The sequence below is a fragment of the Microbulbifer variabilis genome (assembly GCF_052467165.1).
On sequence record NZ_CP174301.1, the window covers coordinates 1304385 to 1329063 of the forward strand.

Below are 24679 nucleotides of genomic sequence, written 5' to 3' on the forward strand. Positions count from 1 at the left end.
AAACCCGATTGGAGACTCTCCATGCTGGCCCGCTGCTACGCTGAGCGCTGGCCCCTGCGCACAGCTTTCGTCATATCCCGGGGTGCCCGCACTGAGGCTGAAGTGGTCGTGGTGGAGGTGAAGTGGGGCGGCATTGTCGGAATTGGTGAGTGCACCCCCTACGCTCGCTATGGAGAGAGCCCAGACTCAGTGATGCACCAACTTGAACCGCTGTTATCTGAGTTAGCTGCGGGCCTGGACAAGGCGCAATTACAGTCACGCCTGCAGGCAGGCGCTGCGCGTAACGCTCTGGATTGTGCATTAGTGGACTGGGAGAGAAAGTACAAAGGGGATGGCTTCGCTGGTCCCGATTCATTGCCTACCGTACAAACCCTGGTTATCGAGAGCCCAGAGGCGATGGCTGATGCTGCCAGTGTCGCTGTTTCCCAGGGAGTAGAGGTGTTAAAGTTGAAATTGGATGACCAGCTCGTGAGCGAAAGGGTGGCCGCGGTGCGTGCCGCCGCTCCTGCCACTGAGTTGGTCATCGATGCCAACGAGGCCTGGCGTAGCGATGGCCTGATTGAGCGCTGCGAAAAGCTTGCTGAAATGGGGGTGGCCATGCTGGAGCAGCCACTGCCCGCGAGTGATGATGAATTCCTGGAGGCCTTCCCTCATCCACTGCCGATCTGCGCGGATGAAAGTTGTCATACCCGTGCTGACTTACCACGCCTGAAAGGCCGCTACGAGATGGTCAATATCAAACTCGATAAAGCTGGCGGAATCACTGAGGCGCGGGCACTGGCCGATCAGGCTGTTGCTGAGGGGTTTGGGTTGATGCTCGGCTGTATGCTCTGCACTTCTCGGGCTATCCGTGCGGCTTGGCCCCTGGGACCAAGGGCGCGCTATCTGGACTTGGACGGCCCCACTTGGCTTGCAAAGGATGCGGAACCCCCTTTACGCTTTGGTGCAGGTCGGGTTTACTGGTCGTAAGTGAGTAGTTCAATGAGTATCGCCAGATAGTCTTCGCTGGCAGCGTCAGCTGAAATCGGTGGAAATTCCACAGTGATGCAGGGCAGCTCCCGTTCGGCGCACCAGGTGCCAAAGGAGCCTGGAGTCTGATAGCCGATTTCCTTAATTAGTTGTAACCGCAATCCTTTGGCCAGCCAGGCACCGAGTTCTGTTTCCTTAGGATCTTCGACGCAGCCAAGAGGCTCGTGGATAGAAACTGCCCAGGCGGGGTTAAGCTTGGCGATCAATTGACACAATGAAGCGGTTTCGCACTCTGAGGCGGGGCCATCGCCAGTGCTGAGCCTTACATCGCGGGCCTCGGCGGAACTGTTCCAGCGGTATACGTTGCCGCTCGCATCCCAGTTCTTTGTGGCAAAGTTACGGTTGAGGTCTACCCCGCAGGCGTTGCAACGGGTACCTAATTGGCAGCCATCGGGGTTGACCGCCAGTATGACATGATGTTTCAGCTGGCCCGATGCCAATGCGCGCAGAGCGCAGGAGAGGGCGACCACAGCGGCGACTTCATCGCCGTGAGTGCCGGCCATAACCAGTCCGTGGTTGTGACCGGATTGCGCGGGAAAATAAAAAAGTGGAGCGCCCAGTGCGCTGTATCCATACACCTCCCTGGGGAGGTGAAATTGGCCGCGCTCAGGGCGCGGGCGCAGTTTAGACATCGCTGGCCCTTTACACAGATTTACACACGGCGGCAGAACTTTCGTAGCTGCATCGCCACTAAATCGTTACAAAATGTCCCCCAAGGGGCCGGAGCCGGTATAGAAGGCATGCCCTGGAAGGGACTCAAAATCCAATGGTTTCATATTAGAAGGGATCACTAGGGGTAACAAACCTATGGTTAAACGCTGTACACAATATTTCTTGGTGCTCTGTCTCCTCATTTCAGGCGCTGCCAGTGCCCGAGGGCTACCTGAACTTACTGAGCTTATTGAGGATAACTCTCCCGCGGTGGTGAAAATCAATACCGTGGACCGCAACCGTGTGGCGCGAGGGAATAGCTCCCCCCAATACCAGCAGGAAATTCCAGACATTTTCCGCCACTTACTTGAGCCGCGAAGGCGTCAGCAGCGCCCGGTTGCCAGTATGGGGTCTGGTTTTATTATTTCGGACGACGGTTATATCGTGACGAATAACCATGTGGTTGACGGTGCCGATAAGGTGACGGTCACTCTGACTGATCGCCGTGAATATGAGGCAGAGGTGATTGGTACTGATGTTCGCTCCGATCTCGCTTTACTCAAGATTGAGGCGGATGACCTGTCTGCTGTGCGTTGGGGTGACTCCGAAGAGCTGAAGGTGGGTGAATGGGTGGTCGCTATCGGCTCGCCGTTTGGCCTCGATTATTCCGCTAGTGCCGGTATCGTGAGCGCTATGGGACGCAGTATCCCTAATGAAAGCCGTGAGAATTACGTGCCATTTATCCAGACGGATGTGGCCATTAACCCCGGCAACTCAGGCGGTCCACTGTTTAACCTCAATGGCGAGGTTGTGGGTATTAACTCGCAGATTTATACCCGTAGCGGCGGTTCTATTGGCCTTTCCTTCGCGATTCCAGCAAGCTTGGCCCAAGATGTGGTGGCGCAGCTAAAAGAGAAAGGGCGTGTCGATCGCGGATGGTTGGGTGTAGGTATACGCAATGTAGATCGTGATATGGCCGAGGCTCTGGGGCTTGGCAAGCCGTCTGGGGCGCTAGTGGAGCAGGTGAGTCCTGGCACGCCGGCAGCGGAAGCGGGTATTAAAGCCGGTGATGTAATTACCAGCTTTGATGGCCGCAAAATCGGCGTACATGGCGATCTGCCCCATGTAGTCGGTCAAATTCGCCCGGGTACAGAGGTTCCTGTAGAGCTGATGCGTAAAGGCAAGTCTGAGAGACTGAGAGTGGTTGTTGGTGCTTTGCCCGGTTCTGACGGTGAACGAACCCAGGCTGCTAGCCACCCAGCTACCAGTATTGGTGGCCGTCTTGGGGTAGTAGTTGAAGAAATCCCAGATGGAATGAAGCAGCGCTGGAATGTTGAGACCGGTGTTCTCGTTAAACAGGTTATTCCTGGCAAGCCTGGAGCTAAGGCAGGACTGCGTAGTGGCGATATCATTGCCCAGCTCGGATTTGAGGAAGTAGGGGATATAAAAGACTACAAAACTGTGGTTAAGGAGCTTCCCGAGGACGAGCTACTGCCTATCCGATTCTTCCGTGCCGGCCAGTCAACTTTCCGCACTATCAAGATAGAAAGCTAAGGGTGAGAGGCGAATGGTGGCCCAATGGGTCACCTGCCTCTCACCTACATCCATGAGTTCTGTTAGACTTGCGCCACACAGTTGGCATGGTTGCCAGCTAATCAATTGATTTTTCAAGGGTTTTTATTCCGCAGTGGCCACAGATCTCTCTCATATCCGCAATTTCTCCATTATTGCCCATATCGACCACGGGAAATCTACCCTGGCTGACCGCTTTATTCAGGACTGTGGGGGACTCTCCGACCGGGAGATGGCCGAACAGGTTCTGGATAGTATGGAACTGGAGCGCGAGCGCGGAATTACCATTAAAGCGCAAAGCGTAACGCTTGATTACAAGGCGCGGGATGGCAAGACCTACCAGCTGAATTTTATTGATACGCCAGGACATGTGGACTTCTCCTATGAGGTTTCTCGCTCTCTGGCAGCCTGTGAGGGTGCGCTCCTGGTTGTGGATGCGGCCCAGGGGGTGGAAGCTCAGTCAGTTGCCAACTGCTACACCGCTATTGAGCAGGGGCTGGAGGTTATTCCAGTTCTCAATAAGATGGATTTGCCCCAGGCAGACCCGGAAAAGGTTGCTGAGGAGATTGAGGATATCATCGGCATTGATGCCGCCGATGCCACCCGGTGCAGTGCCAAGTCAGGCCTGGGTGTGGAAGATGTCCTGGAAGACTTGGTGCGACTGGTACCACCACCTGAGGGTGATGTAGATGCGCCTCTTCAAGCCTTGATTATTGATTCCTGGTTCGATAGCTACCTGGGAGTTGTATCCCTGGTTCGTGTAGTGCAGGGAACCCTGAAAACCAAAGACAAGATTGTTACCAAATCTATTGGCCGCGCTCATGTGGTGGACAGTATCGGCATCTTTACCCCTAAGCGCCACGAAACCGGTGTTTTGCGCGCTGGTGAGGTAGGTTTTGTGGTGGCCGGTATTAAGGATATTCATGGTGCGCCGGTGGGTGACACCCTGACTCATGCCAAGGGTGCCGATGAAATTGAAATGCTGCCGGGCTTCCAGAAAGTTAAGCCACAGGTCTATGCCGGCTTGTTCCCCGTAAGTTCAGACGACTATGAAGCCTTTCGGGATGCGCTGGAGAAGCTATCCCTAAACGATGCTTCTTTGTTCTATGAGCCCGAGACATCTGATGCCCTCGGATTTGGTTTCCGTTGTGGCTTCCTTGGCATGTTGCATATGGAGATTATCCAGGAACGATTGGAGCGCGAATACGACCTGGACCTGATCACCACTGCCCCGACGGTAGTCTATGAGGTTGAACAAACCGATGGCGAAGTGGTGATGGTGGACAACCCCTCGCGCCTACCTGATGTGGGCAATATCGAGGAGATGCGAGAGCCTATTGCCGAGGTGAATATCCTGGTACCGCAGGAGTATTTGGGCAACGTAATTACTCTCTGTGTGGAGAAGCGCGGAATCCAGAAAGATATGCAGTACGTTGGTTCACAGGTATCCCTGCGTTACGAGCTGCCAATGAGCGAAGTGGTGATGGACTTCTTCGACCGCCTCAAGTCTGTGAGCCGTGGTTTTGCCTCTCTTGATTACAGTTTTGTACGCTTCGAGGCAGCAAAACTGGTGCGTCTGGATATCCTGATTAACGGTGACCGGGTTGATGCCCTGGCCCTGATTGTTCACCGCGAAAATGCGCAGCAGAAGGGCCGCGCTATGGCGGAGAAGATGAAAGAGCTGATTCCTCGTCAGATGTTTGATGTGGCGATCCAGGCGGCGATTGGTGGACAGGTAGTTGCACGGACTACGGTGAAAGCCCTGCGTAAGAATGTGACCGCAAAATGTTATGGTGGTGATGTTACCCGTAAGAAAAAACTGCTGGAGAAGCAGAAAGCGGGTAAGCGCCGTATGAAACAGTTAGGCCGTGTGGAAGTGCCGCAAGAAGCCTTCCTGGCTGTATTGAAGGTGGACCAGTAGTGGGCGTGCCTGCTATTGAGATCAAGGATAATAGAGACTCGCAATGGATATTAATTTACCTCTGATTCTGCTCTGGTTGGTTTTAATCAGTGGCGGGATCTGGCTGGTGGACAGTCTGTTTTTCGCTCGTCGTCGCAAGAAAGAGGCTGGCGCTCAGCAGGAAGACCCTGTTGTTGTTGAATACGCTAAATCATTTTTCCCGATTCTGGCTATCGTATTTGTATTGCGCTCCTTTATTGTCGAGCCTTTCCAGATTCCGTCTGCTTCTATGGTCCCCACCTTGCAGATTGGCGACTTTATTCTGGTGAATAAGTATGAGTACGGTCTGCGCTTGCCTGTATCCCGGACGAAAGTGGTGGATATCGGTGAGCCTCAGCGCGGAGATGTGATGGTGTTTTTCCCACCACACATGAACGATACCTATTTCATCAAGCGAGTGATTGGCTTGCCCGGTGATAAGATCGAATTGAAAAATAACGTGCTCTATGTAAATGGAGAGCTGGCACCACAGGAGTTAATTCAGGCGCTCCCACCGGTTAATCCTAAGGTTGAGATTATGTGGGAGAACCTTTACGGCCAGCGTCACCTAATGGCGAAAAATGTTAGCCCCGGAGAGTATGGAAACTTTAGCGGCACAGTGCCTGAAGGCCACTACTTTATGATGGGCGACAACCGCGATAACAGTCTCGACAGTCGCGCCTGGGGGTTTGTGCCTGAGCGCGATGTGGTAGGCAAGGCTTTTGCTATCTGGATGCATTGGGACAAACTGCTCAGTTTGCCCAGTTTTAAACGTGTAGGCTCTATCCAATAATGAGAACTGGCCGACAGTGCGTCGGCGCTAAGGATTGAGGGCATAATTATGGGTAGTGCTATCCGGATTTCAATGGAGCGCCAGCGCGGTATGAGCTATTGGGGTTGGTTATTGGTTATTGCGGTGCTTGGCTTTGCTCTAACCTGTGTATCCAAAATGGCACCGGCTTATGTGGATGCGCGCTATGTTAACGAAGCGTTAAAAACCCTGGGTGAAAACCCGGAATTGGAAAATATGACAGCGGGCCAGATCAAAAAAGAGATGGGTCGCTACTTTCTGATCAACAATGTGCGAGGAGAGCCCACCAAGGCTCTGCAAGTCGTTCGCGGCGCTAAGAGTACTGTGGTCAGTATAAATTATGAATTGCGGCAGCCGTTGATTTACAACATCGATGTCGTGATGAAGTTTAACAAGCAGCTCGACACGGCCAAGCCGGAGCTTTGCTGTGATCCACTGGTAGATCTGGAGCAATTCCGTAAACGTGACTGATCTTTTACTGGAGCGCCTGTGTACGCGTCTCGGCTACAAGTTTGAACAAGGTGATCTGTTAGAGCTTGCGCTGACACACCGCTCCCACGGCAGCCGCAATAACGAGCGTCTGGAATTCCTTGGCGATTCTATTCTCGGTTTTACCATTGGGGCTGCGCTTTACGAACAGTTTCCCGAGGGCAGGGAAGGGCAGTTAAGCCGTTTGCGTGCGCAGTTGGTCAGCGGAGAAACCCTGGCAAAGCTAGCTCGTGAGCTGGATATTGGAGACTGCCTGCGCCTTGGCGAAGGTGAGATGAAAAGCGGCGGTTTTCGGCGCGCCTCAATTCTGGCTGATGCGGTGGAAGCCCTGATCGGTGCTATTTACCTGGATGCTGGTCTAGAGGCTGCGCGCACCAGGGTATTGGAGTGGTTTGCCCCGCGGCTGCAAGGCCTGTCCCTGGAAACTGTAAAGGATCCGAAGACTCGTCTGCAGGAGTGGTTGCAGGGGCGTAAGAAGCCACTGCCGGAGTATTCTGTGGTGGATGTCTCCGGCGCTGAACACGCCCAGCACTTTATCGTTGAATGTCGGGTCAGCGGTCTGGCACAACCAGCTCGAGGAGAGGCTAGCAGTCGTCGCGCCGCAGAAAAGATCGCTGCTGTAGAAGCTTACAGGCAGCTTACCGGCCAGGATTAACCTTACACTAGTTGAGAAGGCGTAACCCCGCCTGTCTCGAAATGACAGCCCCCTGCACTGGGGGTGAGCTGGTTCCGGACTTCCCGGGCGCCTCCAAACTTTTTCGGAGAACTTTTTTGAGCGAACAACCCTCTCGCTGCGGCTATGTCGCGATTGTAGGTCGTCCCAATGTGGGCAAATCCACACTTTTGAACCATTTGCTGGGACAAAAGCTGGCGATTACTTCACGTAAGCCACAGACCACCCGCCACAATATGCTTGGTATTAAAACCGAGGGCCCCAACCAGATTATTTTTGTGGATACGCCAGGCCTGCATTCGGATCAAGAGAAAGCGATTAACCGCTATATGAACCGGGCTGCATCCAGTGCTGCGCGGGATGTGGATGTGGTGGTTTTTGTCGTGGAGCGCACTCGATGGAGTGAGGGCGATCAGTTGGTGGCCGATAAGCTACGGGGTTTGAAATGCCCTCTGATTATTGCAGTTAACAAGGTAGATCAGTTGGAGGATAAGGGAGAACTTTTGCCACAACTGCAGACTTTGGCAGAGCAGCATCCCAAGGCAGAAATCGTACCTATTTCGGCGTTGCGCAATGTCAATCTAGAGGCTCTGGAGGAGGTGATTCTCAAGCACCTGCCAGAGGGACAGCACTTTTTCCCGGAAGATCAGGTGACCGATCGCAGTTCCCGCTTTCTTGCTGCGGAGATTGTGCGTGAAAAAATTATGCGTCAGCTGGGAGCGGAAGTTCCTTACCAGGTGACTGTTGAGGTTGAGGAGTTTAAACAGGAAGGCAAAATTCTGCATATCAGTGCCGCGATCCTGGTAGAGCGCTCTGGGCAAAAGCGAATCATTATTGGGAACAAAGGTGAGCGTATCAAGCAAATCGGCAGCCAGGCACGTGAGGATATGGAGCGGTTGTTTGACAGTAAAGTTATGCTGAATTTGTGGGTAAAGGTGAAGTCCGGTTGGTCTGATGATGAGAGAGCCCTGCGCAGTCTCGGCTATCGCGATGAGTAACAGGTCTTTGCCTGGCTGCTGACAGTATGAATACACCTCCGCCGGCACAGCCGGCGTATATCCTGCACTCCCGCCCCTATCGAGACTCCAGTCTGATTTTGGAATTACTCACACCAGATTTTGGGCGAATCAGTTGTGTTGCTCGTGGTGCGCGTAGGGACAAGCAGCGACGCCGGCAAGCCCTACAACCATTTTCACCTCTGCTGGTCTCCCTGCTAGGTAATGGGCCACTGAAGACCCTGGGCCCGGTAGAAAATGCCGGTGGTCCACTTTGGCTGAAAGGGCGGGCCGTATACGGAGGCCTTTATTCCAATGAGTTGCTGGTAAGGCTGTTACCGGAAGGGGAGGCTCACTATGCATTGTTTGCCGCTTATCAGGGGCTGCTGCAGATACTGTCTAACTTGGGTGGCAGTGACAGCACAGAGATGGAAGGCCCGCTACGTAGCTTTGAGCTACGGTTGCTCACTGAGCTTGGTAGTTGTCCGCCGCTGGATCAATGTGCTGGTGGTCAGGGGGGGGTGGTTGCGGATAGTTGTTATCGGTTCGAACTTGAGCGGGGTTTTGTTTCAATATTTCGGCCTCAGGGCGGAGTGCTGTGCGATAGTGAATTTCGTGGAGCCGAGTTGCTGGGTATTGCAAGGGCGCAAGATGATGGGCACTGGCCGATAGGGTTGTTGGCCCCCGCGAAGCGTTTGACTCGCTTATTACTACGTAGCTTACTTTGTGATAAACCACTTCAGAGCCGCGAATTGTTTAAACAGGTCTATGGGAAGTGATTGTTAGTATCGGTACAGATATCTGTAATTACCAGCGTATTGACGCGGTCTGGAAGCGCCATGGTGGGCGCTTTGTTGAGCGTATCTTGAGCGATGGTGAACGCTGTGATTTTGCTGACCTGGCTGAGGTTAATCGTGCGGCCTACTTGTGCAAACGCTTTGCCGCTAAAGAGGCTTTGGGCAAAGCATTAGGTACAGGTATTGGTGAAGGCGTCTCCTGGCAGGATATTGAGATACGCCGGCGTAAAGGGGCAGCCCCTCAGGTTTTGCTGAGTGGCGCAGCGCAGCAACGCGCTCGCGCTATGGGGGTTGACGTGATTCACCTGTCTCTTTCCGATGAGAAGGATGCAGCTTTAGCTTTTGTGATTTTCGAGAGGCATTAGGCCACCTCGAGTCCAAAAAGCGTATCCAGGTCTTGCTCCGAGGCCCACTCACGCAGAGCGCGAATCTCCCTCAGTACAGCATCCAGCTTACGACGATCAATCCCTGCCGGCTCATCATCTTTTTGTGTGCGCAACTCTTCCTGCAGAACACAGGTGGCTTCGCGCAACCTGGAAACGCCGCAATAACAGCACCCCCCGTGCATTCGGTGGGTTAGTTCAAACATGCTTTTGAAGTCACCGATGACTTGTAGGCGTTCAAGTTCACGCTCATCGGAAGCCAGCCCATCCACAAGCATCTGCAACATATCCCTGGCCAGCTTGGCATCGCCATTGGCTAGAGTCAGGCTCTCGCCAATATCTACAAGCCGCATATTGTTGAAATTCAGCTTTTCCACCACTTGCGGTGTGATAAGTTTCAGCCAGCGTTTGATCATGTGGGATAGCTGGGCCTCGCTCACGGGCTTACTAAGATAGTCATCCAGTCCTGCGGATAACAATCGAGCTTTTTCCTCGGCACCTGCGTGGGCAGTGAGGGCGATAATTGGTGTCCGTTTGCCGGCTTCCCGTTCGCGGATACAGCGAGTAACTTCAATACCATCCATACCGGGCATCTGGATGTCCATAAAGACAAGATCGAAAGTACTCTGTTGCCAGTGTTGCAGGGCCTCCTGACCGCTAGCGGCAATAACCACCTCGACACCCTGGGCACGTAGTAGTTCACCAACTAGGCGCCGGTTGGCTGCGTGATCATCGACTGCGAGGACCCGTGGCGGGGCGGGCCAGGGGAGGGCGGGTATGGCTCCGCTACTGGAGCGCTGCTGGCTTTGTTGCGGCACTGACCTTTTCAATGCGCGCAACAGATTTTCCCTAGTTACCGGCTTGCCCAGGAAGGTAAGTGTTCGGGTGCGAAGCTGCTCGTAGCAACGCCGAAGCTCAGCCGGGGCTCCAAGAACAATAACTCGACATTGGTAAGCATCCACTAGGGATTGCACCTTGACACTGAAGCTGTCGAAATCCCCTTTGGCGATGGCAGTATCGATAATCACTGCATCAGGCAGTGCGTCGTGTCGCCACATTTGTTCAATGGCTGGTTGAAGCGTGTCGGTATCGGTGAGCTCCACGGGTTCAACCTGCCACTGCTTGAGCAGTTGTGCTACCTGGGTGCGGGTGAGTTCGTTGGGGTCGGCAATCAGGATGCGACAATTGGGGAACATTACCCTAGGTGGTATGCCGCGGTTGCGTTCCGGGACCAAAGTCAGCTGTACCCAGCAGGTACTGCCGTCGTTAGCCGCTTTCTCCAGGCCGGTGCTGCCACGCATGCGCTCAACCAGGCTGCGGGCAATAGACATGCCGAGGCCGTTGGCGCTGATCTGTTGTGCATGTTGCGGTGTCTTGGTATTGAGAATCTGCTGTAGCTCGCGACGTCCAGCATCATCTATGCGGTTGCCGAGATCGGTAACACTGATACGCAGCACCAGTTCAGAATCATTGTTGCTTTGTACCGTAAGGCGTACAGGTATATTGCCATTTTCAGAGCTTCGTACAGCATTGCCCAACAGGTTTGTCAGTATTTGCTTGGTGCGTAAAGGGTCGCCAACCAGTGTAGAGGGTAACTGGGGGTCAATCAGTGGCACTAGTTCCAAGTGATGCTCGTAGGCATAAGGAGCGAGGATCTGTAGAGTTTCTTCCAATAGTTGCCCCAGATCCATGGGAATATGATCGAGCACCAGGTTGCCAGATTCGATGCGGGAGAAATCCAGGATATCATTGATAGTGGTGAGCAGGTTTTCCGACGAGCGCAGGATGGTTTGCAGGTAGTCCTGCTGTAATTCGTCGATCTCGGTTTTCAGCAGTAAATTGGTGAAGCCGATGATGCCATTTAAGGGGGTGCGGATCTCGTGACTGGTGTTTGCCAGGAAGGTAGACTTGATTCGACTGGCCTCTTGAGCTCTCTTTCGAGCCAGATCCAGCTCAATATTTTGCTCCTCCATACTATCAAGGGACTGTCGCATATCGTCCATAGCCTGCATTAAATTAGACTTGTACTCGAGTTGATAGCTGGAAAGGCCCTCGGCCATTTCATTAATCTGCTTCGCCAATTGGGCGAGTTCCCGGTTCTCGATTTCGTGAGTGCGGCGGTCGAACTCTCCGCGCCCAATGGCCTGTAATACTTGCCCCATCCGGACGAGGCTGTGGGCAAATCGCTCAGAGAGGATTACCGACCAGGCCAGCGCTGCCAGGGTGCAGATAATCAAGCCGACCAGCCCTACAAGAATCACTTGGTAAGTGCCCACCAGGAAATAGGGGCGGTGCAACTCAATACTAATCCAGCAGGTGGTAATATCACCCTTTAGGGGCTGCAATACCTGCAAGCTTTCGTCATCCTCAAAAATAAATGGCTCGCGCCTTTGCAGCTGATCACTTGTTATTGGGGTTCGTGGGCGCGGGCCGACGCTAGCCAGTAGACCCAGTCCCGTCGCCAGGTCCAATGGGAGTTTCTTGCTCGCTTCGGTGGAATAGATATGCACCGAACGCACCATGTCCTTCTCTAGCATTAAGGCCAATAAGCTTTTGCGCAGCCATTCCATGCGCAGTTCGGTCGGGTGCCCTCCGCTCATCTCGATGAGTTCTGCAAGTTGTTCTGCACTGGCCCGCCCGTGGCTGAGTAGCAGCTGGCGCCGGTCATGCATCTGTTGCAGAGTAAAGACCAGTGCCAAAGTCATTGCCAGGATCAGTGCCGGGGCAACCGTAAAACGGAACATAGTGGAGCGCAGTGAACGCAATTCCCCGGGGGCTGGCAGGGATGGAATTGAGTTTTTGGGGGCCATGGTGAAAGAAGGGCCTTGTGCGATTATTTTTTCCCCATTTTACCTATATGGATCAGGTGGTGCACTCTCATGTAAAGAGTTGAAGAAATTGTTTCTCCTCGAGAGTGTCATTTCGTAATAACCCGACTATATAGTCCACATACAGAGTTGGTATTTAGCGATGTGTAGGCGTTCAGGTAAACTGTCCGGCCGCAATATCTGTCTGGAACTGAATGCACTATGGATTACCCCACAATTGCTGACTGTGTAGGCAATACTCCACTGGTTAAATTACAGCGCCTGCCTGGTGATACCAGCAATACGATTTTGCTTAAGCTGGAAGGGAATAATCCTGCTGGTTCTGTCAAAGACCGTCCGGCACTTTCCATGATTAACCGGGCTGAAGCCAAGGGACAGATCAAGCCTGGTGATACCCTGATCGAAGCAACCAGCGGCAATACCGGCATTGCCCTGGCGATGGCGGCAGCTATAAAAGGCTACCGTATGATCCTGATTATGCCTGACAGTGCTACAGCCGAGCGCAAGGCATCCATGACTGCCTACGGAGCGGAATTGATCCTGGTCAGCGCGGAACAGGGCATGGAGGGCGCACGTGATTTGGCGCTAAAAATGCAGAGTGACGGTATGGGGCTGGTACTAAATCAGTTTGCCAATACTGATAACCCTCTAGCCCATTACGAGGGCACAGGCCCAGAAATTTGGCAGCAGACAGGAGGAGAAATAACACATTTTGTTTCGTCTATGGGAACAACCGGCACCATTATGGGGTGTGGTCGTTTTTTGAAAGAGCAAAATCCGGAGATCCAGATTGTTGGGTTGCAACCAACCGATGGGTCCAGTATTCCCGGTATTCGCCGTTGGCCTCAAGCTTATCTGCCAAAGATTTTTGTCCCTGAAGAAGTGGATCTGGTCATCGATATGGATCAGAGTGAAGCTGAAGATATGACACGGAGGTTGGCGCGAGAGGAGGGTATTTTCTGTGGTGTCTCCTCGGGTGGCGCTGTAGCTGGTGCGCTGCGACTTTCCACCCAGGTGGAAAACGCTATTATCGTTGCCATTATTTGTGATCGAGGAGATCGCTATTTATCCTCAGGACTGTTTAACCAGTAAATTTTTTTCAGGCTGGTGAGACCTTATTGCCAGCCTAGCTGTTCCTCAGCAAACATTACGCGTATATTTTTCCTTTTTTCCCAATTAATTTTTCTCACAAAATAAAATTTACTCCTTTTTAGTAAATTCGGTTTTACCTCCTTGGTTGCATTCCCAATTTTTTTAACTGAGTAATTCCTCACTTGCTGGACTTTTTTAGATGAAGCCATTTTAGGCTGTCTGGGGGCATTTGTTGAGTGTTTAATCTTTTGGCAGAAACTTTTCGAAGGGCCATTTCTTAGTTAATGCTGGTTTTTGAAAATCTACAAAACAAAATTTTATTGCAAATGGTTTGTACTGTGGGTCGGCTTTTACTTTTACACGTGGGCATTTCTTTACAAGTATTTTATGTGACTGTCCAGCCAGAGGGCTGGTTGTATTCGCAGCTATTCTCTTGTCAAGTTTGACAAGCTGCTGCGAAAGAATGCTGAATTTCGCGCAGCTTGTTGAAAAATATAAAGAAAATCGTGGACTTTAGTGTGTTCAAACCTATGATAGAAGCGCTCCTTTAAGGGCTATACACACTTTATTTACCTGGCACTGCAGTTTCGTAGTTGGGTGGGGAGTGCCAGTAAGTTTCCAAATACCTGTTTCGGTCCGGTAAGACATGGTTCAAGTCAGAAAACATCATTCCTTCGGAGGTGAGAGCGAACTCGACCTGGAGTCTTGGCTTCGTCATGTACAGAAATTGGCGGGTCTGGATGGCGCTGCGATAGTAAAACTGCGCCGCGCCGCTGAAGTGAGCGCGGAAGCGGAACAGCGGGCTATTGAAGCGGAAAACATATGGGCGGAAGGCGCAAGTAGTTTTGCTACTGGCCTGGAAATGGCAGAGATTCTGGCGGATCTGCAAATTGATTCAGAAGCTCTGGTCGCAGCTGTTCTTTATCGGGCTGTGCGTGAAAAGCGCATGCCAATTAAAAGTGTCGAGGAAGAGTTTGGTTCGACAGTAGCCAAGCTGATCCGAGGGGTGTTGCGAATGGCGGCAATTCGCAGTCGCAGCGCAGATACAGGAGATGAACGTAAAAGTGGTGCTGTAGAAGAGCACTCTGAAAATATCCGCCGCATGTTGGTAGCTCTGGTGGATGATGTTCGAGTCGCTCTGATCAAGCTCGCGGAGCGAACCTGTGCAATTCGTGCAGCGAAGAATGTAGAACAGGCAAAGCGTACTCGAGTGGCGCGGGAGGTGGCTGATATCTATGCGCCGCTTGCCCATCGGTTGGGTATTGGTCATATCAAATGGGAATTGGAAGACCTCTCTTTTCGCTACCTGGAGCCAAACGATTACAAGCAGATTGCCCGCTTGCTGGATGAAAAGCGGCTGGCGCGCCAGAAGTATATTGATGAGGTGTTGGAGCTTCTGCGCAAAGAGTTGGCTAAGGCAGACATTGAGGGAGATGTCTACGGCCGTGCAAAGCATATCTACAGTATCTGGCGTAAGATGCGCCGCAAGAATATTGGCTTTTCCCAAGTTTATGATATCCGCGCTGTACGTATCCTTGTACCTACAGTGCGAGATTGCTATGCGGTATTGGGTATAGTGCATAACCTATGGCGCAATATCCCCAATGAATTTGATGATTATATTGCCTCTCCCAAGGAGAACGGCTATCGCTCTCTGCATACAGCGGTTATTGGCCCAGAGCGCAAGGTGCTGGAAGTCCAGATTCGTACTTTTGCTATGCATGAGGAAGCCGAATATGGTGTCTGCGCCCATTGGCGCTATAAGGGTACTGACCTGAAAAGTGAGAGCAAGGATAGCTATGAGCAGAAGATTTCCTGGCTGCGCCAAGTGCTCGACTGGCACGAAGAGGTGGGAGGCAACCCTCTGCAGGACGATCTGCAGACCGGCGAAGGGGACTCACGTATTTATGTGTTCACCCCGGATGGCCATGTGGTGGATTTGCCCCGTGGGGCTACGCCGCTGGATTTTGCTTATAAAATCCATACTGAAATTGGTCATCGCTGCCGTGGAGCAAAAGTGGACGGGCGGATTGTCCCTCTAAACCACGAATTGCAGACTGCCAACCAGGTAGAAATCCTGACCAGTAAACGTGAGGCACCGAGTCGTGATTGGCTGTCCTCGGGGATGGGCTATATCACTACCTCGCGTGCCCGTGCCAAGATTATTCACTGGTTTAAACAGCAGGCACGTGACCAGAATATTGCCGATGGCCGCAGCATACTTGATGGCGAGTTTAAACAACTGGCCCTGAGTGACTTTGACTTTGAGAAGCTAGCAGCGAAACTGAACATGCACTCGCTGGATGACCTCTATGCAGCGGTAGGCGCGGGTGATATCGGTGTAGGGCAGGTATTAAATACCGCCCAACGTATGGTCAAAGTTGATTATGCTGAGCGCGTGCCATCTCTTACCGCATCGGTCGCGCGTGGTGAGGGTAAGACAGATGTTTATATTGATGGAGTAGGTAATTTACTCACTCATATTGCCGGTTGCTGTAACCCGGTGCCCGGTGACGAAATTATGGGGTATATCACCCTCGGGCGCGGGGTTTCCATTCACCGCAAGGACTGCGCCAATATGTTACGGATGCAGGCGGAGGAGTCAGAGCGCGTTCTGCAAGTAAACTGGGCGGAAAAGCCGCGTGAACTCTACGCGGTAGAAATCATTATTGAGGCTTATGACCGCCTTGGTCTGCTACGAGATGTCACCGCCATGCTGGATAGTCAGAAAATTAATGTCACGGCTATGCAGACTCATTCCAATAAGCATAAGCACACCGTTGAAATGGTGCTGACTGCTGAAATTCACAACTTTGAAGAATTGAGTTACGTGCTGCATCGCATTAATCGCCTGCCTAATGTAGCGTTGGCGAAGAGACGCATGTTGCGCTGAATAAGGGGGGGTAGGTGCAAGATAAATACAAGGTGGAGGACCTGCTTCACCTGATGGCCCAGCTGCGTAACCCGGACGGTGGCTGCCCTTGGGATTTGAAGCAGACTTTTGCCAGCATAGTTCCTTCTACGGTCGAAGAGGCCTACGAAGTAGCTGAGGCCATTGAAATTGAGGACTACGAACACCTCCATGAAGAGCTCGGTGATCTGTTATTTCAGGTGATTTTCTACTCACAGCTTGGTTGTGAGCAGGGCTATTTCGATTTTTCACGTATAGTCGATACTCTGGTGCGCAAGCTGGTACGCCGTCATCCGCATGTTTTTCCCAGTGGAGAACTCTATGGGGACAATGACTCTGGTTCTGTGGATGAAGCCCAGGTAAAGCAGAACTGGGAAGCGATAAAAACTGAAGAGCGTAATGCCAAAGGCGAGTCTGGAGTTCTAGCCGGTGTTACGGTAGGGCTACCAGCATTGACGCGTGCGGCCAAATTACAGAAGCGTGCGTCCCAAGTGGGTTTTGATTGGCCGAATATTAGTGGCGTGCTGGACAAGATCGAGGAAGAAGTTGCAGAGCTACGCGAGGCTGTTGAAACTGGAGATCGTGAGCATGCCAGGGAGGAGCTTGGCGATTTACTGTTTTCCTGTGTAAATGCTGCTCGTCACTTGAAAGAAGACCCGGAAGCATCACTACGTCACTGCAATCGAAAGTTTGAGCGACGCTTTGGAAGTGTAGAGGCAGTCCTGAAGGCTCAGGGGCGTAGACCAGCTGACGCTAACCTTGAGGAGCTGGATCAGCTTTGGGATAGAGCCAAGGCGGAGGAGAAACCGGGCTCTGCTCAATGATTCTCTCTCGAAAGGGGGGCGATATCTTGCGGGATTAGCCTCGCATTAGCAGCAATCTTGCCCAATTTGGGGTCTGCGTGTAAGGTAGCGCTCTTTTGGCACGGCGGCTCTATTGGTGCGTCGACAGTTTTGGAGGCTAACTGAACATGCGAATTATTCTCTTGGGGGCGCCGGGAGCCGGCAAAGGCACTCAGGCACAATTCATAACAGAGAAGTTCGGCATTCCGCAGATCTCCACCGGCGATATGCTTCGTGCAGCGGTGAAGGCAGGCACACCTCTCGGCTTGCAGGCGAAAGATATTATGGAAGCCGGCAAGCTGGTCTCTGATGACCTGATTATTGCCCTGGTAAAGGAGCGTATCGCCCAGTCAGACTGCACAAATGGATTCCTGTTTGACGGTTTCCCTCGCACTATTCCTCAGGCGCAGGCCCTGTTGGATGCAGATATCCATATCGATCATGTACTGGAAATCGCTGTTGACGATGAGGAAATCGTTAAGCGCCTATCTGGTCGCCGTGTGCATGAAGGATCTGGCCGTGTATATCACATTGTCTATAACCCGCCCAAGAGTGAAGGACTGGATGATGTGACTGGTGAGACACTCATACAGCGCAGTGATGACACTGAAGAAACTGTGCGCAAGCGTCTGGCTGTTTACCATGAGCAGACTGCTCCTCTGGTTGGTTTCTACCGCGAGCTGGAAAGCCGCTCTCCCGAGGCTGCTCCCAAGTATTCAAAAGTAATGGGAGTGGGCAGTATGGATGATATACGTGAGAAGGTTTTTGAAGCTCTGAGCTGATTGCTTCAGTGACAGTTACTCTAAAAGGCCCCCACCTGGGGGCTTTTTCATTTCTTCCCGACAGCTCCTTTGCTGGTATTTAGGAAAGCCTTTTCTCTTGTAGTTATTTCTTCAGTCATTAACATTGCCGGCAGTTTTTCTTGGCAAATTTGTTTTTCAGACAGGCCCCTCTATGTCCAGTGCGATAATTTTGATGAATTTGGGCACTCCTGCACAGCCAACTGCGCCAGCGGTGAGAAGTTTCTTGAAGGAATTCCTTTCCGATCCCCGGGTAGTGGAAATTCCTCGTCCACTGTGGCTTGCGATACTGAATGGCTTCATTTTGCCATTTCGCCCCAAGCGCATTGCGCCCGCCTATAAAGAGATTTGGAATTGCAGTGCTGATGGTGCTGCAGTTGAAGGTTCGCCACTTCTTTACTATACGCGTCGTCAGGCCGAGCTGTTGCAGGGGTATCTGCGTGATAATGGCCATGATCTGGTGGTCGAGTATGCGATGACTTATGGAGAGCCGCAGTTAGACAATGTGATTGGTGATTTGCGCAAAAAAGGGTGTGAAACTTTCACTGTTTTACCGCTATATCCACAGTATTCAGCTACGACCACTGCCGCAATTTACGATCAAGTGGCGCAAATTTTTCGCAAAAGTCGTGATATTCCGGATATTTCATTGATTCGGGATTATTACCACCACCCCCTCTATATTAAATCCCTTGCGAACTCAGTCAGCGAGCATTGGCAGGCTCAAGGGCAGGCAGAAAAGTTACTGCTGTCATTTCACGGAATTCCAAAAGCAAATGTTGATAAAGGGGATCCCTATTATCGACATTGCACTGAAACTGCCCGACTTCTGGCAGAAGAATTACAAATTGAACAAGAGCAGTGGCAAGTCACTTTCCAGTCAAGGTTTGGTAAGGCTGAATGGTTGCAACCCTATACCGATAAAACGCTGATTGAGTGGGGTAAGGGCGGAGTAAAGAGTGTTGATGTTATTTGTCCGGCATTTTCAGCAGACTGCTTGGAGACTCTGGAAGAAATTTCGGTAGAGAATCGCGCTAATTTTATCAATGCTGGAGGCAGTGAATATCGTTATATTCCTGCTCTAAATTTGCGTGAAGATCATATCGAAGCGCTTGCCGCGATCATTGAAGAAAAGTTGTTTGGGCCAAAATAATTTCTATCAGCGGCCTGAAAAAGCCGTTTAGGAGAAATTTGATAAGAAAAACATACTTTTTTGCTGAAAAATTTCTCATTTTTCGCTTTTTTACTTGCAATGCCGGATATTTTTATTAACTTTGATAAAGTTGTATCGAAATTGGCGGTGCGGCGCTCTGCATAAGTGATAAAAACAGCCCGTTGCAGTTTTTATTCGATAGCAAACAGGCAATGCTGCCGGCACACTTTTGGATGTACTTCTTCTTTTCAGTGAGGAGACAAGGGATGGCAAGAGTAGTAAAAAAGAGTACGCGTGCAAAGAAGGCAACTGGTTCGACTGCAGCGTCGCCAGTAGTCGCGAAAGCGCAAAAGGCGGTTGATGCGGCGAGTAAATCACTTGATGGGCAATTAGATCGTGTTGCGAAAGCAAAAGCACGGGCCCAAAAAAGTAATTCTGCAGCAGCAAAAACATCATTGGCTACTGCCAATAGCAAGGCAAAGGAATTACGCGCCAAGCTGGCAATGGCTAAGATGAATCTCGCCAAAGCCAAGGCTATGGATGCTGTGCGTCTAGCAGAGGCTGCGGCCAAAGAAAAGGTTTCCACTCTGGCTGATAGCCTGTCTGCCAAGGCGGATAAAGATCTGGCTGCCGCGTTAAAGGCGTTTGAAGCGCGTTGGAAAAAGACTCGCGATAAGGCCCACGCCAAGAAGATCAAGGCTGCGGAGAAGAAGGCAGAGGCTAAGGTAAAGGCTGCGGCGAAGAAAGCCGCAGCCAAAGCCAAAGAGTTTGAGAAGAAAGCCGCTGCCAAGCTGAAGGCGGAAGCACAAAAAGCCAAAAAGGCGGTCGCCAAGAAAGCGACTTCTGCGAAAAAAGCAGGTCGGCCTAAGAAAGCCACTGCAGCCAAGACGGCCAAGCGTGTAGGGCGCCCAAAGAAAGCTACTACCGCGGCCAAGCCGGCCAAGAGAGTAGGGCGTCCCAAAAAGGCTACAGCTGCAACAGCTAAGAAAGCACCTGCCCGCCGGGGCCGTCCGCCTAAAGCGGGTGCTGCCCGTCGCGGCCGTCCGCCAAAGAAAGCGGCATAGCCCGAGTTCACTTAAACCCTACTTTATAGCTGGGCCTAAACAGCTATCTCAGACCCCGGCTCCGTCCGGGGTTTTCTATTGAAGGTACCCTGTAGTTTTTGGCTCTTTGTTAATTTACATGACTCCCCCTTGCGACCATGCCACAATCCCTCTCTTTGAGTTACCTGGTCTGAGATTGTTGTGAAGATTCTTGCCCTGGATACGACTTCTGGTTCTTGCTCTGTAGCGCTCTACAGCAATGGCCAGATTTCTGAGCGTTTTGTTCAGGCTGAGCGGGACCATACCCGTAGGCTGTTGCCGATGGTGGATGAAGTGTTGGCTGAAATGGAGCTGACTTTGGCGGGGCTGGATGCTTTTGCAGTTAGTCGAGGGCCAGGCTCATTTACCGGCCTGCGCATTGCTATCAGTAGTGTGCAAGGGCTGGCCTTTGCAGCGGATAAGCCGGTGGTTCCGGTGTCCAGTTTAGCTGCTTTGGCCCTAGGGGCCAGGCGAGCGCATCCTGAGTGGGGTGAAGCTTCAATAGTGCCCATGTTGGATGCGAGGATGCAGCAGGTATATTGGGGTATTTACACTGCTAGCGAACCACATCAAAGCCAGGTGCCTGAGGCGGTACAGCACCCTGAGCAAGTGCTGATGTCATTAAAAGAGTCCCACATATCGCCCCCTATTTATGGTGCTGGACCTGGTTGGCATTATAAGGCTCTGCGCATGGCGCACATGGGTGGGGTTGACTTGGATACCCTGATACATGCGAGGGAGGTTGCCCAGCTGGCTGTGCCACTATACCTGTCTGGTAAGGTGGTGACCGCACAAGAATTAGAGCCTGTGTATCTTCGCAATGAGGTCACCTGGCAGAAACGACAAAAAATCCGATCTAAGAAGTAACCCATGGAAATATTTCAAATTGTTGTCTTGGCCTTGATCCAAGGGCTTACTGAATTCTTGCCTATCTCTAGTTCAGCGCACTTAATCTTACCTGCCGAGGTATTGGGCTGGCAGGACCAGGGACTTGCATTTGATGTCGCTGTGCATTTTGGTTCGTTGATAGCGGTTGTTTCTTATTTTCGTAAAGATATTTGGGCGCTGATCCGGGATGGGCTTGGAGGGTTAGCCAGCGGGGACTTTACCGATGAGGGCAGACTTGCCTGGTTGATTGTATTGGCGACTATTCCGGTAGGTTTGGTTGGGCTGATTTTCAAAGACTTTATCGAAGCCAATCTTCGCTCAGCAGCTGTTATTGCCACGACCACAATTGGCTTCGGCATTCTTCTCTGGTGGGCGGATGTGCGTGGGGTGCGCACACAAACATTGGCTCAACTCAATTGGAAAAAGGCATTGCTGATTGGCTTGGCTCAAGTATTAGCACTGATTCCTGGTACTTCCCGCTCAGGTATAACCATGACAGCGGGGTTAATGCTAGGAATGAAACGAGAGGCTGCCGCACGCTTTTCTTTTCTCTTGTCGATACCAGCAATTGCACTGCCGGCGCTGTTACTGACATACGACTTGCTTTCACTGGAAACTGTGCCCTGGGGCGATATTCTGCTGGGTGCTGTGTTGTCGTTTATTAGTGCTTACTTATGTATTCACTTTTTTCTGCAGTTTATTAGTCGTATCGGTATGGCACCTTTTGCAATTTATCGCCTGATACTGGGTGCGGTCCTGATTTGGATGATATGGGGGTAGGTAATATGGCAACTGTAGCGTTTATTGGCTTGGGGGTGATGGGCTACCCGATGGCTGGGTATTTATCAAAAGCTGGTCATCATGTAAGGGTATACAACCGCACCGCTAATCGAGCAAAAAAGTGGTTGGAGGAATACAAAGGGGAAAGCTTCCCATCCCCGGCTGAAGCGGCTAAAGGTGCGGAAGTCGTCTTCGCCTGCGTGGGTAATGATAACGACCTACGTCAGGTAGTGGTTGGAGAGCAAGGTGCTTTTTCCACTATGGAGAAAGGTAGCTTATTCGTAGATCACACTACTGCTTCGGCGGATGTTGCTCGGGAGCTGGCAGCCATTGGCAGTGACAAGGGGATAGGCTTTCTTGACGCCCCGGTTTCTGGTGGCCAGGCAGGCGCTGAAAATGGGGCGTTGACTGTTATGGTTGGCGGAGATAAAGCCGATTTTCAGCGAGTTAATCCGTTAATTGAAACTTTCGCCAGAGCGGTAACCTTATTGGGCCCGGTAGGTAGCGGCCAACTGTGCAAAATGGTCAATCAAATCTGCATCGCCGGAGTAGTCCAGGGACTTGCTGAAGGCCTGCATTTTGCCAAGGCATCCGGGCTGGATGCGGAGCAAGTAGTGGATGTAATTTCCAAAGGTGCCGCGCAGAGCTGGCAAATGGAAAACCGCTCCCAGACAATGCTGGCTGGCGAGTATGACCACGGCTTCGCAGTAGATTGGATGCGTAAGGATCTGGCTATTGTCCTTCAGGAAGCTCAGCGTAATGGTGCATTGCTGCCAGTCACTGCATTGGTGGATCAGTTCTACAGCGAAGTGCAGGCAATCGGTGGTGCCCGCTGGGATACTTCCAGCCTGTTTGCGCGACTGATGAATGTGCGTTCTTTCGATTGATACTCTCTACTTGAAAGCTGCTCTCGGGGTTGGATGCAGTTATTTCCAACCCTGCATTCCTAATTTATATTGTTTAACTCTCGATGAAAGTTCTATTGCTCTCGGCCTATGATGCGGACAGCCACAAGCGCTGGCGTAAGGGGCTGGTTGCCGCTTTTCCCGAATGGCAGTGGACAGTCCTTACCCTGCCCCCACGATATTTCAGTTGGCGCATTCGTGGAAATAGCCTGACCTGGGCCAGAGGGGAGGCTGCGCAAGTCCTCAAGCAGGATTGGGATCTTGTTATTACAACTTCAATGACGGATCTCAGTGCCTTACGCGGTTTAGTGCCAGAGCTGGCTGGGATTCCCACTGTTGTTTATTTTCATGAGAATCAATTTGCTTATCCGGTGAGTACAGATGCGTACCAATCTATTGAGCCTCAATTACTAAATATTTATACCGCATTGGCTGGGGACCTAGTTCTTTTTAATTCAGAATTTAATCGTCGCACTTTAATTGAGGGAGCTGTTACATTACTCAAGCGTTTTCCCGATTGTGTACCTACAGGAATTTGCGAGGAAGTACAAAACAAATCTAAGGTCTTGCCTGTACCCTTGGAAGATGCGCTCTTTGTCAAAAAAAGCGCACAAACAAATTTTTGTTGGGATCACCGGTGGGGACAGGGTTATCAGGGAGAGGTAACCGAGGATACATTGATCATCAGTTGGGCTGCCCGCTGGGAGTATGACAAGGGCGCCGATCGTCTACTGCAGATTCTTCAGGTCCTAAAAGAGAAAAAGGTAAAGTTCTTGCTCAACTTGATGGGCCAGTCGTTTCGTAACAGCCCGGAAGAGTTTAAGCAGATTAAGCAGGAATTCTGCCAAAATCTTTTGGTGGTGGGGTATGTGGAAAGCGAACATCTCTACCGGCAAACCTTACGTGGTAGCCATGTATTTCTATCTACCGCTTACCACGAGTTTCAGGGGCTAGCGGTAATGGAGGCCGCAGCGATGGGCTGCACGCCATTAGTGCCGGATGAGCAGTGTTACCCGGAGTTTTATCCTGAGCAATTGCGTTACTTGGGGGTGAGGAATGCAGTTACAAAGCTTGAATCTATGGCCAAAAGAGTTCAATGTGCGGAAACGTTAGTAAAATTGGACTTTCATAATATTTCATGGGAAAGCTATAAAGATAAATATTTTTGTGCTCTGAGCAGATGTATCTCCGATACAGTCGGCTATTGTAAATAAAAGTATTATTAGCCAAACCTACTGAAAAACTTCACCGACTAAGCGACTTTAGTGGGGTTGTATAACGCTTTTTTAGGTATCTAAAGTTCATATCAGTAGGCCTGGATCTGGGATCGGCCAGCCGCTCCCTGGCTTGAAAAATACTGCTAGCAGCCCTATAGCTTATGGGCCCTCACTAGTCTTGACTTTTATACTCCACAGAATAGAGATGGCAATAGATAGAGGTTTTGGTATTATTCCATAAGTCAGCAGTATCCCCCCTCACTCTGAGAAGGCCGCGTGCGTGGTATGCTGCCACGAATATGCTCATATTAGCAGAATAATTTACGCTTTGACTTGATGCGGAAATCATGGTGCCTTTTTATTCTTTGTCCATTGTAAGGCGCGCAGAGAGAAGTGTTATATCTTGCTGTCTTGCAAGTAGATCAAGTCATCGAAGCTTTTCCTTGTTTTTATATCAATGTTATATTCTTTAGCTGCGGATTTCATATGGAAATTGATAAGGATATATCATGAGTAAGTATTTTTTGGCCCTGGCAGTTCTATTTTCGGTGCTAGCTATTGGTTGTACATCCGTATCAAATAGGCCGGGGTCTGATCAAGACGATCAAGTTGAAGAATTGGCCTCTAACCTCGATAAACAGGAGGAACCAAAGAGTGAACTAGTGTGTAAGTATCGCGAAGGGACGGGATCGAGATTCAAAAAGAAGGTCTGCATGACAGCAGAGGAGTGGGCAGGTGATTCAGTGGAAACGGCCAGAAATGTTAATAAGCTAAGAAAAACAGTCGTAACGGGGCAATCACAAGGGCGTTGATGGTTTTTATTCTTAAAAGCCGAAAAGAGA

The 24679-nt window shown here is 51.2% G+C and carries 22 protein-coding genes; 20 read left to right on the plus strand and 2 right to left on the minus strand.

Annotated elements, in window-relative coordinates; all coding sequences use genetic code 11:
• Positions 1-21: 21 nt before the first annotated feature.
• Entirely contained in the window at positions 22-969 is a 948-nt protein-coding gene (ycjG, locus tag ACJJIP_RS05735; RefSeq protein ID WP_020413466.1) for an L-Ala-D/L-Glu epimerase, read from the plus strand.
• On the opposite strand, the gene mpaA is transcribed toward ycjG, so the two are convergent.
• Positions 957-1661 carry a murein tripeptide amidase MpaA gene (gene mpaA, locus ACJJIP_RS05740; protein ID WP_020413465.1) on the minus strand — a complete coding sequence of 235 codons (705 nt, stop codon included), beginning with the start codon at positions 1659-1661 and terminating at the stop codon, positions 957-959. The two genes, ycjG and mpaA, sit on opposite strands and share 13 nt — an antisense overlap.
• Positions 1662-1836: 175 nt before the next feature.
• Between mpaA and ACJJIP_RS05745 the strand changes: the two genes are divergently transcribed.
• The 8 genes from ACJJIP_RS05745 (at position 1837) to acpS (ending at position 9321) form a co-directional block, all read left to right on the plus strand.
• Positions 1837-3234, plus strand: coding sequence for a DegQ family serine endoprotease (locus tag ACJJIP_RS05745; RefSeq protein WP_020413464.1), 1398 nt, complete (start codon positions 1837-1839; stop codon positions 3232-3234).
• A gap of 133 nt (positions 3235-3367) precedes the next feature.
• The gene (gene lepA, locus ACJJIP_RS05750; RefSeq protein ID WP_020413463.1) at positions 3368-5173 is read left to right on the plus strand and encodes a translation elongation factor 4; all 1806 of its coding nucleotides are present in this window, start codon (positions 3368-3370) and stop codon (positions 5171-5173) included.
• 43 nt (positions 5174-5216) lie between these two features.
• Positions 5217-5984 carry a signal peptidase I gene (gene lepB / locus ACJJIP_RS05755; protein WP_020413462.1) on the plus strand — a complete coding sequence of 256 codons (768 nt, stop codon included), beginning with the start codon at positions 5217-5219 and terminating at the stop codon, positions 5982-5984.
• 48 nt (positions 5985-6032) lie between these two features.
• Positions 6033-6473 (plus strand): DUF4845 domain-containing protein, encoded by a 441-nt coding sequence (locus ACJJIP_RS05760; RefSeq protein WP_282952884.1) that lies wholly within the window; start codon positions 6033-6035, stop codon positions 6471-6473.
• Complete coding sequence (gene rnc, locus ACJJIP_RS05765) at positions 6466-7146, plus strand: ribonuclease III (RefSeq protein WP_020413460.1); 681 nt, start codon at positions 6466-6468, stop codon at positions 7144-7146. The genes ACJJIP_RS05760 and rnc overlap by 8 nt, the downstream gene beginning before the upstream one ends.
• Positions 7147-7262: 116 nt before the next feature.
• Positions 7263-8162: a GTPase Era gene (era, locus tag ACJJIP_RS05770; protein ID WP_026305091.1), complete on the plus strand. Its 900-nt coding sequence runs from the start codon at positions 7263-7265 to the stop codon at positions 8160-8162.
• Positions 8163-8188: 26 nt separating this feature from the next.
• Positions 8189-8938, plus strand: coding sequence for a DNA repair protein RecO (gene recO, locus ACJJIP_RS05775; protein WP_020413458.1), 750 nt, complete (start codon positions 8189-8191; stop codon positions 8936-8938).
• Entirely contained in the window at positions 8935-9321 is a 387-nt protein-coding gene (gene acpS / locus ACJJIP_RS05780; RefSeq protein WP_020413457.1) for a holo-ACP synthase, read from the plus strand. Before recO ends, acpS begins: the two co-directional genes overlap by 4 nt.
• On the opposite strand, the gene ACJJIP_RS05785 is transcribed toward acpS, so the two are convergent.
• On the minus strand, positions 9318-12149 hold the full coding sequence (locus tag ACJJIP_RS05785; RefSeq protein WP_444946389.1) for a response regulator: 2832 nt from the start codon (positions 12147-12149) through the stop codon (positions 9318-9320). The two genes, acpS and ACJJIP_RS05785, sit on opposite strands and share 4 nt — an antisense overlap.
• A gap of 219 nt (positions 12150-12368) precedes the next feature.
• On the opposite strand from ACJJIP_RS05785, the gene cysM reads away from it, so the two are divergent.
• From cysM to ACJJIP_RS05840, 11 genes are all read left to right on the plus strand, one after another.
• Positions 12369-13259 carry a cysteine synthase CysM gene (cysM, locus tag ACJJIP_RS05790; protein ID WP_282952889.1) on the plus strand — a complete coding sequence of 297 codons (891 nt, stop codon included), beginning with the start codon at positions 12369-12371 and terminating at the stop codon, positions 13257-13259.
• 646 nt (positions 13260-13905) lie between these two features.
• Positions 13906-16152, plus strand: a complete 2247-nt coding sequence (relA, locus tag ACJJIP_RS05795) for a GTP diphosphokinase (RefSeq protein ID WP_020413453.1) — start codon at positions 13906-13908, stop codon at positions 16150-16152.
• A gap of 14 nt (positions 16153-16166) precedes the next feature.
• A complete protein-coding gene (gene mazG / locus ACJJIP_RS05800; protein ID WP_020413452.1) occupies positions 16167-16994 on the plus strand; it encodes a nucleoside triphosphate pyrophosphohydrolase in 828 nt (275 codons plus the stop codon).
• A gap of 146 nt (positions 16995-17140) precedes the next feature.
• Positions 17141-17794, plus strand: a complete 654-nt coding sequence (gene adk, locus ACJJIP_RS05805; RefSeq protein ID WP_020413451.1) for an adenylate kinase — start codon at positions 17141-17143, stop codon at positions 17792-17794.
• A 172-nt stretch (positions 17795-17966) separates the two neighbouring features.
• Positions 17967-18965, plus strand: coding sequence for a ferrochelatase (gene hemH / locus ACJJIP_RS05810; protein WP_020413450.1), 999 nt, complete (start codon positions 17967-17969; stop codon positions 18963-18965).
• 266 nt (positions 18966-19231) lie between these two features.
• The gene (locus ACJJIP_RS05815; protein ID WP_020413448.1) at positions 19232-20029 is read left to right on the plus strand and encodes a hypothetical protein; all 798 of its coding nucleotides are present in this window, start codon (positions 19232-19234) and stop codon (positions 20027-20029) included.
• Between the two features lie 180 nt (positions 20030-20209).
• A complete protein-coding gene (gene tsaB / locus ACJJIP_RS05820; protein ID WP_353376573.1) occupies positions 20210-20914 on the plus strand; it encodes a tRNA (adenosine(37)-N6)-threonylcarbamoyltransferase complex dimerization subunit type 1 TsaB in 705 nt (234 codons plus the stop codon).
• Positions 20915-20917: 3 nt separating this feature from the next.
• Positions 20918-21715 (plus strand): undecaprenyl-diphosphate phosphatase, encoded by a 798-nt coding sequence (locus ACJJIP_RS05825; protein ID WP_020413446.1) that lies wholly within the window; start codon positions 20918-20920, stop codon positions 21713-21715.
• A 5-nt stretch (positions 21716-21720) separates the two neighbouring features.
• Entirely contained in the window at positions 21721-22602 is an 882-nt protein-coding gene (locus ACJJIP_RS05830) for an NAD(P)-dependent oxidoreductase (RefSeq protein WP_282952894.1), read from the plus strand.
• An 83-nt stretch (positions 22603-22685) separates the two neighbouring features.
• On the plus strand, positions 22686-23834 hold the full coding sequence (locus ACJJIP_RS05835) for a tRNA-queuosine alpha-mannosyltransferase domain-containing protein (protein WP_353376574.1): 1149 nt from the start codon (positions 22686-22688) through the stop codon (positions 23832-23834).
• A 512-nt stretch (positions 23835-24346) separates the two neighbouring features.
• Positions 24347-24649 carry a hypothetical protein gene (locus tag ACJJIP_RS05840; RefSeq protein WP_444946390.1) on the plus strand — a complete coding sequence of 101 codons (303 nt, stop codon included), beginning with the start codon at positions 24347-24349 and terminating at the stop codon, positions 24647-24649.
• Positions 24650-24679: the final 30 nt, after the last annotated feature.